Source organism: Chloroflexus sp. (assembly GCF_049970315.1).
Taxonomy (GTDB): domain Bacteria; phylum Chloroflexota; class Chloroflexia; order Chloroflexales; family Chloroflexaceae; genus Chloroflexus.
This window is the reverse complement of the sequence record NZ_JBMFNE010000019.1, coordinates 38,857-52,054: the sequence shown is the minus strand read 5'-3', so window position 1 is coordinate 52,054 and position 13,198 is coordinate 38,857. Positions and strand designations below refer to the sequence as shown.

The window sequence follows — 13,198 nt, the reverse complement described above, 5'->3', positions numbered from 1 at the left end:
CTTCTCGTGCTGCTGAGAAAGCGAGGATGGCAATGGAGTTTTCGTGCGATGATCTCGTATCGGCGATTGCCGAACATCTAGCCGGTCGCCTCTCGCGCAAACAACTGGCTGCATGGGCATTTGACCGGTTTTACGAGTTAGAGCAGGGTGAGATCATCGTGCCTCCTGAAGAAGAAGCTGTGATTCGCGACGCTCTCGACGATCTTATGTTCGCCGACGATGCGCCGTTCGTATTATCCGAAGGTGAGCTACGACAATTAATGGAACGGTTAGCACAGGTATGAAAATTCAACCGCATCCCCGTTTGCACGGCATGCTGATCGGTGACGAGGTGTATTCGTACCACTACCATCTAGCCGCCCGCGTAGCCGATATTTTTCCCGCTGCCGTTTGTGTTCGGATCGGTGTGCTGACAACCGAGGCACCAATGGAGTTAAGCCAGACGCCCCAGTTGTGGCGCGCTGATGAGATCGCAAATCTGTCGGTGTGTCGGTATTGTGGTACGCGCGATAATGTACGTGTGATGAGTGAAAATGGCATCCCTTTTCGGGTGTGTACAACGTGCGTACCGTACCAGGAGGACACGGATTAGACGGGTCGATCAGGGGACTCGGATTAGACGGATGACCACGGATCGGGCATATACTTATTGTCTCAAATCCGTGTGCATCCGTCACATCCGTTATTATCCGTGTCCTATTTCATCCGTGTGCATTCCGTCACATCCGTCAGGATCCGTGTCCCTTTTCATAGTATCCGTGTCCCCGTCCATCCGTATCTTACCGACGCTCCCGCAACCACTTGAGGAATTGCCAACCGCCCGGCAGAGCAACAGCGGCAAGAACGATCTTGATTGCATCGCCGAGCAGGAAGGGGAGCACGCCCTTAAGGATGGCATTTTCGGCGCCGATAAAGAATGCCAACCATGTTGCCCCAATCAGATAAATAACCACGTTGGACAACACCATTGACGCTACAGCAGTCAAAAAACGACGATCCCAACCACGTGTTGCCAGCCAACCGGTCAAAGCAGCAGCGATGGGAAATGAGATCAGATAGCCACCGGTTGCCCCAAAAATGTACGTGTAACCTGCGGCGCCACCGGCAAAGAACGGTAACCCGATTGCACCCTCGAGCAAATAGAGCACAAGTGCTAACCCACCAAGTCGAGGTCCTAACAGACTACCTGTTACCAGTACCCCCAGCGTCTGACCGGTAATCGGTACCGGTGAGAAGGGCATAAGTGAAATACGGATTTGTGCCGTCAGCGCAACGAATAGGCTACCCAATACCACCAGCAGTGCATCGGCCACTAATGGGTAAGCCAGCCAGCCACGGCGCGGCAAAACTGCTTGGGCCAGCGTCTCGGTTGTGGTCAATGTCTGGTTCATGACACCTCCACCTGTTATCTATCGGCGAGTCCTTCTGATGAGATACAGTATAGCCGATCTTCGACCGATGTAAAACAAGTGTTGACCGTTATCATTCAATTCGCTAAGACACAATGGGATGGTTCCACTTCAAGCTCAGCCACTTCTTCGGATCTGAGCTGACGTAAGCCGAGATTGACTTGCCAAAAGGTATCGACCGTGGTTGATACCGCAGCCGTTGGCGGATTCACTATCACCAACAACTCCGTCGGATCTGAAGTGCGTAAAGCCGGATGTTGATTGCGCAAGACGGCAAACGGCACAGCAATCGTCCCGTTAGGTTGGACTTCAGCCAAACTCACACTCGACGACGGTAAAATCAGCGTCTGATCGTTGACCAATTCGGTGAGCGTCGTGTGTAAACTACGGAAGAGTAGCTCAGTCCAAGCAACCGGATGCCCGGCGAGGTCGGTACGGCCACAGCCGGATACCAATAACGCATCGCCGGTAAGCAAATAGCGTTCACCGTTGGGCGAAATCACCCGATAGACGAGATGCCCGGGAGTATGACCGGGGAACCAGTGGGCTTCAATGAGCAAATGACCGAGCGGTAGTCGTTCGCCACCAAGCAACGGCATATAGGCAAGACGGGCCGGCAACAATGTGCGCGGATGGAGGGCATCATACGGATGGATATAAAGCAAGGTATGGCGTGTACCGGCAAGTAATGGCCCACCCGATAAACGACCGGCGGCGAGGTGGGTAAGTAACACGCGGGTAACATCGGCTTGCGCCGCAGCAGCAATCTCCTGGTAGAGGTGGATCTGGCGACCGGGATCGATCACGGCGGCCTCGCCAGCACTAATGATCACGTAGCTCAGATCACCACGAGACGGTCGGAAAACTTGCACGATACGACCCCATGGCGCATTGACAACTTCGTTGACAACGTGAAAATCAAGCCAGGCGCGGAATCCACCCAGCAGATAGCGTGCAGCAATACCGTGAGCCGACAACAATTCGGCTACATACTGCGATGAATCCTCTTTGGCACAGATCACCGTTACCGGCTTATCGGTAGATATGCGAGCAATTGTCTGTTCTTCATCCTCGATAAACTCAAAATAGGGGATATTTAGGGTGGGAATAGGTTGACGGCCACGCACTCGATTGCGTGCATATTCTACCGCATTACGAACGTCAAGAATCATCAACGGGCGCTCGGCTAGCAGCTCGGCATACAACTCTGCCGGACTAAGCACGCCAATGCCGGTTTGCAAGTGTTCGAGCGTCGTCATTGGCCACTCCTTTGCGGTGATGGTGCCTCTTCGCAAAACCATGAAAACAGTTTACCCGCCGCAACTTGGTGAAACAAGCGCAAAGCGGGTAAATTGGGTTGCGATTTATTTCTCAATGAGAGACATTACTCGGTGGCACGCGCCGGGCGTGGCTTGGTCGGCTGAAACGAGACCAGGATCCGATAGATGGTCAAAAACAGCACACTACCGCCACTCAGCCAGTACAATCCGGTGAGAATATCGAGGTCGCTACCGCTGTAAATGGCATGCAGGAGGCTCAGAATCCAGATGACAAAGCTGAGGAGGTGAATCAGCCGCCACATCGCTCGCCCGATCCACTGCTTGATGTAGAAGCTGAGGCCAACCACCGCCATGCCGTACAGTGCAAGCTGGCCTAAACCAACCCAAAACGGTTCATAACCGATATAACCGAAGGGTGTCAGAACTTCTGTCAGAGTTGCACTGATGTAACGGTCGCCGAGCAAGATGAGGGCGTGGAAGATGGCGAAGGCAAGCCCCAACAGGCTTGTATGCTGATGCAGATCGAAAGCGCCCGGACCGCCCGGCCATAGCCGTGCCATGCGGTTGGTCATGAGCAAGCCAAAGACCATCGATAACCAGAGGAGAGCATACGCGACAACAGCACTACTGCGCGAGAGATACCAATAGGCTTTCGGCTCATCACCGCTCAACGACCAGCCCAGCCCTGGTAACCAAGCCGGTAAGATGATCACGGCCGCGAATGCACCAAGAATAGCACCGAGCAGAATAGTAAAGAGCGCCGGTAACGACATCGCCGGTGGTAGATCGACCAGATCGGGATTGGCGGTGAGCGTGCGTTGTGGCCGTGCTGTCGGCTGCGCCGACTGAGCTGCTGCACGCGCCGGTCGAGGTGGACGAGACGGTGCAACCGGTTCCGCCTGAGCGACTTCGGCTGAGATTGATTGGTCGTTAGCGAGTGGTTCAGTGCTCATATCGATGTCTCCTCATGAAGTTGGGATTGCCGTTGGTTGCCAGCAATAGCGGGCAAGATTCGGCGTGCGAATGATCGTACCGTCAAGTCGTATCAATAGAGCAGCAAGTTGAGGACGAGCCGCGAGCCAGGGCAAACCTGCCTCAGAGCCGAGGATGACGACCGTTTTGGCCGCCATTTCGGCGATAGTAAGGCTGGATGCAACAACAGTCGCGGCTAGGATATCGGTAGCAGCAGGAGAACCGGTGCGCGGATCGATCAGATGGTGCTGCCATCGATCACCTTGTTGCCAGCGTCGATAATCGATGCCGGAGGTAGCGACACCGCCACGCCAGAGTAACAGAAGTTCGAGACCATGATCGGGATCACGTGGATCGGCCACCTCAACCGGCCAAGGCGCACCTTTGCGCTGCGGACCGCTAATGGCAATATCGCCACCGGCGTCGACGAGTGTGGGAAAGCGACGACCCAAGCGACGGGCAACGATAGCCGCCGTCCAACCCTTGGCACTCCCTCCTAGATCGAGCTGTACCCCGGCGGGGAGGGCGATAGTACGCCGACTCGGATCGAGCTGAAGGTGTCGCCAAGCGGGAGCAGGATGGGCAGCGGCTGGCCGACGTACAATCCCATCGGCGAGGGTTGCAAAATCACGATCATAGCCAGCAGCAACCAGTGCAGCACCAACAGTCGGTGTCACAATGCCATCGCTGGCAGACGCAGCCCACAAGGCATACTGCACGGCACACCATAGGGTGTATCCGACGCGAACCGGCCCACGACCGGCACGTCGGTTAAGCGCCGACAGTTCGCTATGCGAACGAAAGCGGCTCAGAATCTGCTCATAGCGCAGAAAGGTTCGCCGGGCGATATTGAGGGCTGAGCGGGCTGTCGGATCATCGCTATCGATCACGATAGTGATCGTTGAACCCATCGCGCGAAACTGTAGCCGCTGCATGATGATTCCTCCGCTTACCGTGACGAGCGAGTGCGAGCCGCCGGAGCGGGGCGGGGTGCCGGTGCCGGTACTGAGACTTCACGGAGAGCTGGCGCCGGAGCGGGGGCTGCTGCCGGCGCCGGAGCGGAGGCTGCTGCCGGGGCCGGAGCGGGGGCTGCTGCTGGTCGTTCAGGGATGTTCAACGGCGCCACCGTTGGCAACACCGGGATACCAGGTGCCTGTACCAGCCAATTCGGAAGAGGCTGACGTTCTACCAACGGCTCCTCAATCACGATATTCGGTGTTGTTGCGGCTATATCCATCAGGGGTGGGTTTTGTGTCGTCAGCCAACCCCAGCCACCGATAGTAGCGGCCAGTGCCGCTGAGCTGATAAACCACTTGAGACCGGTGACATCGGCACGAGCAGATTTACGCTGTTGTTGCATGGTATATCCTCCTCTTGTGGATTGCAATAAACGTTGGGATCACTACACGGGCAGTGGGTGGACTAGCATTGGGTAGTCCACCACCCGGATTGTCAAGCAGCGACTAGTCGTCCTTATCCTTGTCCTTGTCGCCATCGCCATCATTTTTGACTTTAGCATAGACGACCTGACCGTTATAGGCATCAACATAGACTTCGCTGCCATCGGTGAATTTGACTTCATAGACATCGACGCCATGCTCATATTCACGCTTCACTTTTGCTACGGTACCGCCGCCAAGGTAGGCAGTTGCCGCTGCAATAGCTTGGTCTTCACCGATCGGATTAGCAGCTTGTGCAACTTCAACGATAGTGTTGGCTAAAATCGCACCGGTTTGGGCATCGATGTAGATGGCACCGCGATCAAAGACAACTTCATACGCCGGTGTACCTTGTAAGCTGACCAACTCAGGGAAGCGCATCAAGGTTGCGCCACCGGCATTGGCGATAGCAATGGCTTGAGCTTGCTCAGGCGTGACTGCATAGGCCGGGGCCGGAGGTGCTGCTGCCGGGGCGGTAGCCGCTGCTGCCGGGGCGGGAGGTGCTGCTGCCGGGGCGGTAGCCGCTACTACCGGAGCTGGAGGTGCTGCCGGTGCAGAAGCTGCTGCCTGAGCTGAAAGTTCCTGCTGAGCAATAACAAGGCGCTGATTGGCTTCGGCCAAGCGCTGATTGGCTTCGGCAAGGGAAGCTTGATATGCTGCTTCGCGCTCACGGATCAATGCTTCCGCTGTCGGATCGATAGCCGGAACGGTGACAGGAGTAGACTCAACAACAATCTCGGTGGGTACCGGTTCGGCAACCATAGTAAGGCTGAGTTGGCCGGCAACACCACCAATTACGACAAGTACGAAGGCAGTCAATACGGCCGAGATCAGAAACATTGTGCGATTCATACGGTTCATTTCCTCCTTATTTGTAATGAATGGGTTTAATCGTCATCGTGTTCGGATGTAAGACCATCGGTAGCACCGGGTGTACCGGCAATGAGCGTTTGCACCTCTGGCGGGGTCAGCTTCGCCTCGGGATGGGTCAGCAGATAGGCGCGCGGCGGCATCTCACCGTTACGCACCACCTCGGCAATCTCTTGGGCTAATTCAGCCGGTTCGCGCAGCGGCAGCGAGAAGTTCAGCTCGTTACGCCCTTTGATCACGTCATACGTCACCAGCCACGAGACCGGTGCAATTTTGCTGTACCACGGCCAGACTGTCTCGTTGCTATGACAGTCGTAGCACGCGCGGCGGGCGATGCTTGCTGCTTCGGGTGTCGTCCATGCCACATCTGTCACTACCGGTGGATTGGTTTGCCATGCCCACACCGGTACGGCTTGGATAGCGACAAAGAAGATCACGATGGCAATTGCTACATTGCGAGGCCGGAATAGTTGCTTCAACATAAGGTCATCTCCATTGCATTGTTCAGGTTCCGCCTATAACCATATCGGCGCTTGCTCAAAAGAGTCTTAAAATGAAACACGGATATTCCAATCTTTTTCCAAGGTTTTCGGGGTATAACAGGGGTAGCTACAGAGGATGCCCCTACCCCAACCCTCCCCCGCTAGGGGAGGGTGAACGAATAGGCGCAGATGATTCAAACGCAAAGACGCAAAGACGCAAAGACGCAAAGACGCAAAGACGCGAAGACGCGAAGACGCGAAGACGCGAAGACGCGAAGACGCAAAGACGCAAAGACGCAAAGACGCGAAGCGCGCAGAGGGCGCAACGTGGTTTAATGGGGGAGTGCCTCAACCCAGCCTTCTCCCGCTGGGAAAGAGAGATGATTTGGCTCGAATTGAGAGCGATTCCCCGCGCAATAACAGCGGAATACGATAGAGGAGCAAATCGTGCGGATTTTAATCGTAGAAGACGACAAACGGCTGGCACGCTTGATCGAGCGGGTGTTGCGCGAAGAACGCTATACTGTCGATGTTGCTCACGACGGTGAGAGAGGGCTCGATCTGCTATTGCAGGGCGTGTACGACGTAGCAGTGATTGACTGGATGCTACCAGGGCGAGATGGGCCGTCGCTATGCCGAGCCGTCCGCGCAGCACGGCTACCAACAGCGCTCCTCTTACTCACAGCACGCGGACAGCTCGAGGATAAAGTACTGGGATTTGAAAGTGGCGCCGACGATTATCTCGTCAAACCGTTCGCTTTTGAGGAATTGTTAGCCCGTGTGCGCGCATTGGGACGGCGATTTAACCCGAGTCTTGGTAATAACGAGCTACGGATCGGCGCTATCGTTCTCGATTTGCGTAACTACACGGCCCGTCGTGGCGAACGCCGACTCGATCTGACGCCAACCGAATGGCGGCTACTCGAATATCTGATGCGAAACGCCGGGCAAACTCTCACCCGTCAACAAATCCTTGATTATGTCTGGTCGTTTGAACATGACGTACAACCGCAAATGGTTGATGTGTATATTTCATACTTACGGCGCAAATTGAATGCGCCAGGTGAAACCGATCCAATTCTAACAATACGCGGAATTGGGTATCGATTGGAGGCGGAACGTGCTTAAACTACTGATGAAGAGTGTGACCCAATCGGCCTCAAGCGTGAAGCCAGGTGGCGATTGGAGGCAGAATGTGCTCAAACCACTGCGTTGGCAGTTTACTTTTCTCTATACACTTGCCGCTATCGTGATCATTGTTTTAGTCAGTGGTGGTGCCTACACGATTGTTAACCGCTACTTCGAGCAGATTACCGATCTTGCTTTACAGCACAAAATGGTGCATGAGTTTCATTCACTCAATGCGCCACTGCCACCGGAATTGGCAACAGCCGATGTAGACTGGTCGGTGTTACGAACAGAGGGGACGGGCAATCGCAGCCGTCTGTTAACACCGCAAGAAGCGAGCCGGATTGCACGTGCGGCGCGCAGTGGTGAGATTAAGAGTGTGAAATTGAAAAAAGAAAACAATGAATACGAAATAAAATTCCGTGATGATAGTGAAATGATCATCGATGCGTATAGCGGTAGGATTCTTGAGATCGAAATCAAGGGTGAACACCTGAATCCACCGACAACAACCTTACTGCCAGCAGCTTATGATGCTGAACTAGCCTCGATCTTTGTACTGCCACTCGACGCCCAAGGCCGCATTTTGTTTAATCCCAACGCAGCAGCATTACCAATGACTGCGCACCAAGAAGCGTTAGCGGCTGCCCTGTGGAACGGCTCAGACCTGCGCACGATCACGACAATAAACGGGGAACGGGTACGGTTATTAACCTACCGGCTTACTCGGCCCGATGGACCGGCAGCACTGCAATTAGGTCGGGTGCTCAACGATCAAGACCTGGTTCTGCGCCAGTTACTGACGGGATTGGTAGGGTATGGGACATTCGGCGCAGTCATGATCGGCATTGCGAGCTGGTGGTTGGCCGGACGAGCATTGCGTCCGGCGGAGGAGGCATGGGTGCGCCAATTGCGCTTCATCTCGAGCGCTAGCCATGAACTGCGGGCGCCGTTGACGCTCATCCGGGCCAGCACCGAAGTGGCGTTGCGGAATGCTGAAGATGAGGATCAGCGTGAACTTTTGACCGACGTACTCACCGAAAGCGACCACATGCGCCGGCTAGTCGATGATCTACTGACACTCTCACGGCTCGATAGTGGATCGTTGACGTTACAACGCCAACCGATAGCACTCAACGATTTTCTGGCCGATCTCCACCGTCACGTCAGTCGGCTCGGTGACGAGCATGGCATCACCATCATACTAGCGCGAGCCGAGGGTACAGTATTAGTCGATCCCGACCGGTTGCGTCAAATTCTGCTGATCCTGATCGACAACGCGCTGCGCTATACGCCGGCCGGTGGAACGATTACGATCACCGCCGAACCGGTTGGTAAACAAGTACGGATCGGTGTGCGAGATACCGGCTGTGGCATCCCGACGCAGCATCTCCCGTATCTCTTCGAGCGGTTTTATCGCGTTGATCAGGCTCGCAACCGATCGAGTAACACCAATAATGCCGGTCTTGGGCTCTCGATTGCCAAAGGCTTAGTTGAGGCCCATGGCGGCACGATAGGGATCGAGAGTGAGGTTAAGCAAGGAACACTAGTGTGGTTCACCATCCCAGCCGCGTAGCGAAGCGCGACCGTGCTCGCTCCATCGCCGACTCACCACGTCACACTCATCATCGCACAGTTGAGACCAGACCCAATTCCCAGCAGGCCGATATGATCACCGGCACGCACACACCCGGCTTCGACGGCTTGAGCCAACGAGATCGGCAAGGCAGCCGGCCCGATGTTGCCAAGGGTCGGAAAGTTAAGAAAGAGCTTGGCCGGCGTAATCCCTAACGCTTTGGTTACCGCGGCCATATGGCGCGCACCGACCTGATGGGGTGCATAGAGCGCGATCTGGCGATCACTCCAGTTGGGCAACGTCTCTTGAGCTAATTGCCACGTCGCCACGGCCAACTCAACACCGGCATGCATTAATGCGGTGGCATCGGTCTTCATATAATCGGGTTGGCCGAGACAGAGGTGATTGTATTGGGTCGCCGCCAGTGTAACCACACCGTTCAAGCGATGGCCACTGCGCGAGAGGCGCTCGTGGGTCAGCAGCATCGCCGCGCCACCTGAGCCGAGCGTAAGCGTGGCAATGTTATCGCGGAGATCTTGCTTGGTGGTTTCTGGCCGACGCAAACGCCGGATTGTCGCCATTACCGCATCTTGCGAACCCTCACCATCGACAATCAGCGCATAATCAATCGTACCGGCATCGATCATCATCCCGGCAATTGCCATTCCGTTCAAGAAACCAAGGCATGCATTCCGCACATCGTAGTTGATCGCGCGCGGCGACAGGCCGAGATTGCGATGAACAAAACAGGCGGTTGATGGTTCGAGATAGTCTTGGCACACCGAGGTGTTGATCAACAGACCAATCCGCTCGCGATCAATGTTGACCCGGCTCAAGAGCTGCTCAGCAGCCATTGTCGCCACGGTGCTGGGCAGGGTTCCCTCATCCCAAAACCGACGCTCACGGATACCAGAAAGTGCCTCAAGCTTACCGCGCGGAAAACGCAGACGCTCCATTGTTTCGGCGATCTGATCCTCGATCCAAGCCGATGTAATACGATGGGGAGCTAATACATAACTAACTGCTTCGATCATGACATGCTTGAAGAGCACGTAAGCCTCCGTGTTGTATTGACCGTGCGGCAGGTGAACATATCTTTGCGGTAGAGAAACTGCTGCATTATAGAGCGCTGCGTTACGTTGCTTGCTGAGCAAACGTTCGCCTAAGTCCTTCTTCAATGCTAATCCGCGGCGTATAACCAAAATCGCGTTCGGCAGCAGCATGGCTAAACCAATGGGAATGGCTCAACTCATGCACCATCAATCGAGTGAGCGGTGGTTCACCGGGCAACCGCAGCGTGGCATAGAGAAATTCTAGGACGGTTGCGAGTCGGTAAGCGACTGTAGCCGGTAGTTTGCCACGTACCGGTGGGCAGCCGGCATGGGTAAGAATCTCGCCAATAAACTGCCAGAGATTGACCGGGTGCTCTTGGCCGATAAAGTAAGCCCGTCCACGCAGCGGGGAGCGCTCGTCGAGGGCCGCCGCCGCCAGAATGTGAGCCTCGGCGACATTTTCTATGTAACAGACATCGACCAGATTCGTACCATCCCCGATCTGAAACAGCATCCGACGACGTGCCCGTTGTAAGAGTCGCGGCAAGATATGCGGATCGTGTGGGCCCCAGATAAGATGAGGCCGCAACGCGACGGTGGCGATCCCGGTCTGAGCAAGCACGTAGCGTTCGGCGATGGCCTTCGTCTGCGGATAAGGAGCCAGGTAGCGGATTGGGTACGGTGTCTGTTCATCGACGCCGTGCAAGTCTTCCATCCCAATCACAACCGACGGTGTGGATGTGTAGACAAACTTGGGCACACCGGCACGGATAGCAGCCTTCACCACGCGCTGGGTAGCGCTGACATTGGCCTGATAGAAGTCGTCGTAACGGCCCCACAAACTGGCTTTAGCTGCGACGTGAAAGACCGTTGTCACGCCGCGCATAGCGCGGGCCAACACTGGCGCCGCTTCGGGTGTAGCGAGATCGGCGCGAAATGTCTCAACGCCGAGCGCCTGCAATTCAGGATACTCACCCCTCCCCACCACGCGCACGTGGTCGCCGCGGGTTAAGAGTTGTTCAACCAGATAGCGGCCAACAAAGCCGTTGCCGCCGGTAACGAGAGCGATCATTGGATAACACCAGGCTGACTATGCACTTTGCCCCGTATTCTGCTTGCACTCGCAGACGCATGCCGCGAGAGAGCATAGTGATGGGCTGACTGATAGTCAATCGATGAGTATGCGGCAGAGAAACTGTTGCATTCCGCACGATTACCGCATTCTATCACATTCAATGAAACGTGACACATCGAAGCACAGTTTTTTGCGCCACATGCTCACCCTGGTACGCGCAACTGCTTGGCCGCCCAAACCGCCAATTGCTCGCGAAAGATTTTGGCATTGTGGCGAATATCGACCGGAAATGCCGTATGGATCAAAAAATTATGGATCGATGCAGTCATCTCTGTCGTCGCAGCGAGTTGGCGCAATTCGGCGATAAGTTGGGTTGGCGCGATAGTGACCTGTGGCCGTCGCTCGACAATGACCACCGGCAATTGCGCACCGCTCGGCCCAACACCGACCAGCGCCGAGCGCGCCACCGCCGGGTGCTGGTTAAAGAGCAACTCGACCGGCTCAGTGAAGAGCGTCCCATAAGACGTGATCACACGCTGACTTTTTCGCCCATAAAACCACAACCGACCATACTCATCGAAATAGCCGAGATCACCCATACGGTGCCAAACCTGATCGCCGTCGGCAATCTTAGTTAGAGCCGTTGCTTGGGGTCGGCCCACATATTCGCGGGTCACTGCCGGCCCGCTCACGCAAATCTCGCCAATCACGCCTGCCGGGAGAGACTGGGTTTCTTGCCACGACCGGATCGGCTGATCGCTGATCGGAATAATCGCCACTTTTACGCCGGAGGCCGGCCAGCCAACACAGGTGCCGGCCAGTGGCGATGGCTGCTCGGCGCGGGCCGCGAGCACCTCACGGCCACTAATCGAGGTGACGGGGAGGGCTTCGGTGGCACCGTAGGGCGTGAAGCTATCGGCCGGCGGTATCAAAATCTGGTGGAGGCGCTCGTGTAAGTAGGCCGGTACCGGCGCACCGGCCATCAGTACCCGACGCAACGATGGAAGTTGAATACCGTGTTCAAGACAGTAGGCTGTAACCTTTTCCCAAATCGCCGGTGAGCCAAACGTCGAGGTAACACCGAGATCACGGATAAACTCGACCACTGCTGCCGGATCACACCGGGCAGGGCGCGTCGGATCAATTGGTGGGATAGCCGAAGTGACACCGAGCGCAACATTAAAGAGGGCAAAGAGCGGAAAAGCCGGCATCTCGATCTCACCCGGTTCAATACCAAACAATTCACGCAATACGTGAATTTGGGCCTCAAACATTCCGTGGGTATACAGCACCCCCTTCGGCGTACCGGTGCTCCCACTGGTAAAGACGATCGCTGCTGGATCGGTAGGGGCGACTTCGGCCAGCGCAAAGGGAGCATTCACCGCCACCTCTAGCTCGTGCAAAGCCACGGTACCGGGCAACGCCGGACCAACTGAAACCGCGTGCTTGATCGTCGAGCAGGCACGCGGAAAGATGAGTCGGAGGAGATGCGCACGCGGCACACCGATTAGGGCCTCCGGTGCAACTTCGGCAATACACTGAGCCAAATTGCGTCGCCCCATCGCAGGATCGATCAAGATAGGAACACAACCAGCCTTCAGCAGAGCGAAGGTCAGACGGATCAGTGGTTCGCCTGCCGGAACCATCAACAAGACCCGCATACCTGGGCGAAAGCCGTAGGCTGTCAACCCCCACGCCAGCCGGTCGCTAGCGGTATTGAGACCGGCGAAACTTTGCCGGCGATAGATCACCTTGCCAGACCGATCACGGCCCACCCCGGTGATAATCGCCGTCTGTTTTGGTATGTGTTGGGCCATCCACGGCAGATAACGGGCGACATTCGCCCCGACCACCTTGGGCCATAGCTCAGTTTCGCTGCGTTGACTAAGGTTGCGCATAGCACATTCCTCTTGGG

The 13,198-nt window shown here is 55.9% G+C and carries 14 protein-coding genes; 4 read left to right on the top strand and 10 right to left on the bottom strand.

The window, feature by feature from the left end:
- The first annotated feature begins 32 nt into the window (after positions 1-32).
- Both ACP5OT_RS13015 and ACP5OT_RS13010 read left to right on the top strand, forming a co-directional pair.
- The gene (locus ACP5OT_RS13015; protein WP_012615842.1) at positions 33-284 is read left to right on the top strand and encodes a hypothetical protein; all 252 of its coding nucleotides are present in this window, start codon (positions 33-35) and stop codon (positions 282-284) included.
- A complete protein-coding gene (locus tag ACP5OT_RS13010; protein ID WP_424675268.1) occupies positions 281-592 on the top strand; it encodes a hypothetical protein in 312 nt (103 codons plus the stop codon). Before ACP5OT_RS13015 ends, ACP5OT_RS13010 begins: the two co-directional genes overlap by 4 nt.
- A gap of 187 nt (positions 593-779) precedes the next feature.
- On the opposite strand, the gene ACP5OT_RS13005 is transcribed toward ACP5OT_RS13010, so the two are convergent.
- The 7 genes from ACP5OT_RS13005 to ACP5OT_RS12975 all read right to left on the bottom strand — a co-directional run bounded on the left by ACP5OT_RS13005 (position 780) and on the right by ACP5OT_RS12975 (position 6,452).
- Positions 780-1,391: a biotin transporter BioY gene (locus ACP5OT_RS13005; RefSeq protein ID WP_428132351.1), complete on the bottom strand. Its 612-nt coding sequence runs from the start codon at positions 1,389-1,391 to the stop codon at positions 780-782.
- Positions 1,392-1,486: 95 nt separating this feature from the next.
- Positions 1,487-2,668, bottom strand: a complete 1,182-nt coding sequence (locus ACP5OT_RS13000; protein ID WP_424675266.1) for an MBL fold metallo-hydrolase — start codon at positions 2,666-2,668, stop codon at positions 1,487-1,489.
- A 125-nt stretch (positions 2,669-2,793) separates the two neighbouring features.
- On the bottom strand, positions 2,794-3,642 hold the full coding sequence (locus ACP5OT_RS12995) for a hypothetical protein (RefSeq protein ID WP_424675265.1): 849 nt from the start codon (positions 3,640-3,642) through the stop codon (positions 2,794-2,796).
- Between the two features lie 12 nt (positions 3,643-3,654).
- A complete protein-coding gene (locus ACP5OT_RS12990; protein ID WP_424675264.1) occupies positions 3,655-4,596 on the bottom strand; it encodes an FAD:protein FMN transferase in 942 nt (313 codons plus the stop codon).
- Between the two features lie 14 nt (positions 4,597-4,610).
- Positions 4,611-5,021: a hypothetical protein gene (locus ACP5OT_RS12985; protein WP_428132349.1), complete on the bottom strand. Its 411-nt coding sequence runs from the start codon at positions 5,019-5,021 to the stop codon at positions 4,611-4,613.
- Between the two features lie 103 nt (positions 5,022-5,124).
- Positions 5,125-5,952 carry a PepSY domain-containing protein gene (locus ACP5OT_RS12980; protein WP_428132347.1) on the bottom strand — a complete coding sequence of 276 codons (828 nt, stop codon included), beginning with the start codon at positions 5,950-5,952 and terminating at the stop codon, positions 5,125-5,127.
- 35 nt (positions 5,953-5,987) lie between these two features.
- Positions 5,988-6,452 (bottom strand): heme-binding domain-containing protein, encoded by a 465-nt coding sequence (locus ACP5OT_RS12975; RefSeq protein ID WP_428112583.1) that lies wholly within the window; start codon positions 6,450-6,452, stop codon positions 5,988-5,990.
- 447 nt (positions 6,453-6,899) lie between these two features.
- On the opposite strand from ACP5OT_RS12975, the gene ACP5OT_RS12970 reads away from it, so the two are divergent.
- Positions 6,900-7,580, top strand: a complete 681-nt coding sequence (locus ACP5OT_RS12970) for a response regulator transcription factor (RefSeq protein WP_424675260.1) — start codon at positions 6,900-6,902, stop codon at positions 7,578-7,580.
- A gap of 67 nt (positions 7,581-7,647) precedes the next feature.
- Entirely contained in the window at positions 7,648-9,156 is a 1,509-nt protein-coding gene (locus tag ACP5OT_RS12965) for an ATP-binding protein (RefSeq protein WP_424675259.1), read from the top strand.
- A gap of 32 nt (positions 9,157-9,188) precedes the next feature.
- Here the strand turns inward: ACP5OT_RS12965 and ACP5OT_RS12960 are convergent, their stop codons facing one another.
- The 3 genes from ACP5OT_RS12960 to ACP5OT_RS12950 form a co-directional block, all read right to left on the bottom strand.
- Positions 9,189-10,208 carry a 3-oxoacyl-ACP synthase III gene (locus tag ACP5OT_RS12960; protein ID WP_424675258.1) on the bottom strand — a complete coding sequence of 340 codons (1,020 nt, stop codon included), beginning with the start codon at positions 10,206-10,208 and terminating at the stop codon, positions 9,189-9,191.
- Positions 10,209-10,290: 82 nt separating this feature from the next.
- Positions 10,291-11,280, bottom strand: coding sequence for an NAD-dependent epimerase/dehydratase family protein (locus tag ACP5OT_RS12955; RefSeq protein ID WP_424675257.1), 990 nt, complete (start codon positions 11,278-11,280; stop codon positions 10,291-10,293).
- 206 nt (positions 11,281-11,486) lie between these two features.
- Positions 11,487-13,181, bottom strand: a complete 1,695-nt coding sequence (locus tag ACP5OT_RS12950; RefSeq protein ID WP_424675256.1) for a fatty acid CoA ligase family protein — start codon at positions 13,179-13,181, stop codon at positions 11,487-11,489.
- Positions 13,182-13,198 lie beyond the last annotated feature (17 nt).

Coding starts and splice junctions, on each gene's coding strand:
- ACP5OT_RS12990 (WP_424675264.1), bottom strand. CDS start 4,596: ATGCAGCGGCTACAGTTTCGCGCGATGGGTTCAACGATCACTATCGTG.
- ACP5OT_RS13000 (WP_424675266.1), bottom strand. CDS start 2,668: ATGACGACGCTCGAACACTTGCAAACCGGCATTGGCGTGCTTAGTCCG.
- ACP5OT_RS13015 (WP_012615842.1), top strand. CDS start 33: ATGGAGTTTTCGTGCGATGATCTCGTATCGGCGATTGCCGAACATCTA.
- ACP5OT_RS12995 (WP_424675265.1), bottom strand. CDS start 3,642: ATGAGCACTGAACCACTCGCTAACGACCAATCAATCTCAGCCGAAGTC.
- ACP5OT_RS13005 (WP_428132351.1), bottom strand. CDS start 1,391: ATGAACCAGACATTGACCACAACCGAGACGCTGGCCCAAGCAGTTTTG.
- ACP5OT_RS13010 (WP_424675268.1), top strand. CDS start 281: ATGAAAATTCAACCGCATCCCCGTTTGCACGGCATGCTGATCGGTGAC.
- ACP5OT_RS12950 (WP_424675256.1), bottom strand. CDS start 13,181: ATGCGCAACCTTAGTCAACGCAGCGAAACTGAGCTATGGCCCAAGGTG.
- ACP5OT_RS12985 (WP_428132349.1), bottom strand. CDS start 5,021: ATGCAACAACAGCGTAAATCTGCTCGTGCCGATGTCACCGGTCTCAAG.
- ACP5OT_RS12955 (WP_424675257.1), bottom strand. CDS start 11,280: ATGATCGCTCTCGTTACCGGCGGCAACGGCTTTGTTGGCCGCTATCTG.
- ACP5OT_RS12975 (WP_428112583.1), bottom strand. CDS start 6,452: ATGTTGAAGCAACTATTCCGGCCTCGCAATGTAGCAATTGCCATCGTG.
- ACP5OT_RS12980 (WP_428132347.1), bottom strand. CDS start 5,952: ATGAATCGCACAATGTTTCTGATCTCGGCCGTATTGACTGCCTTCGTA.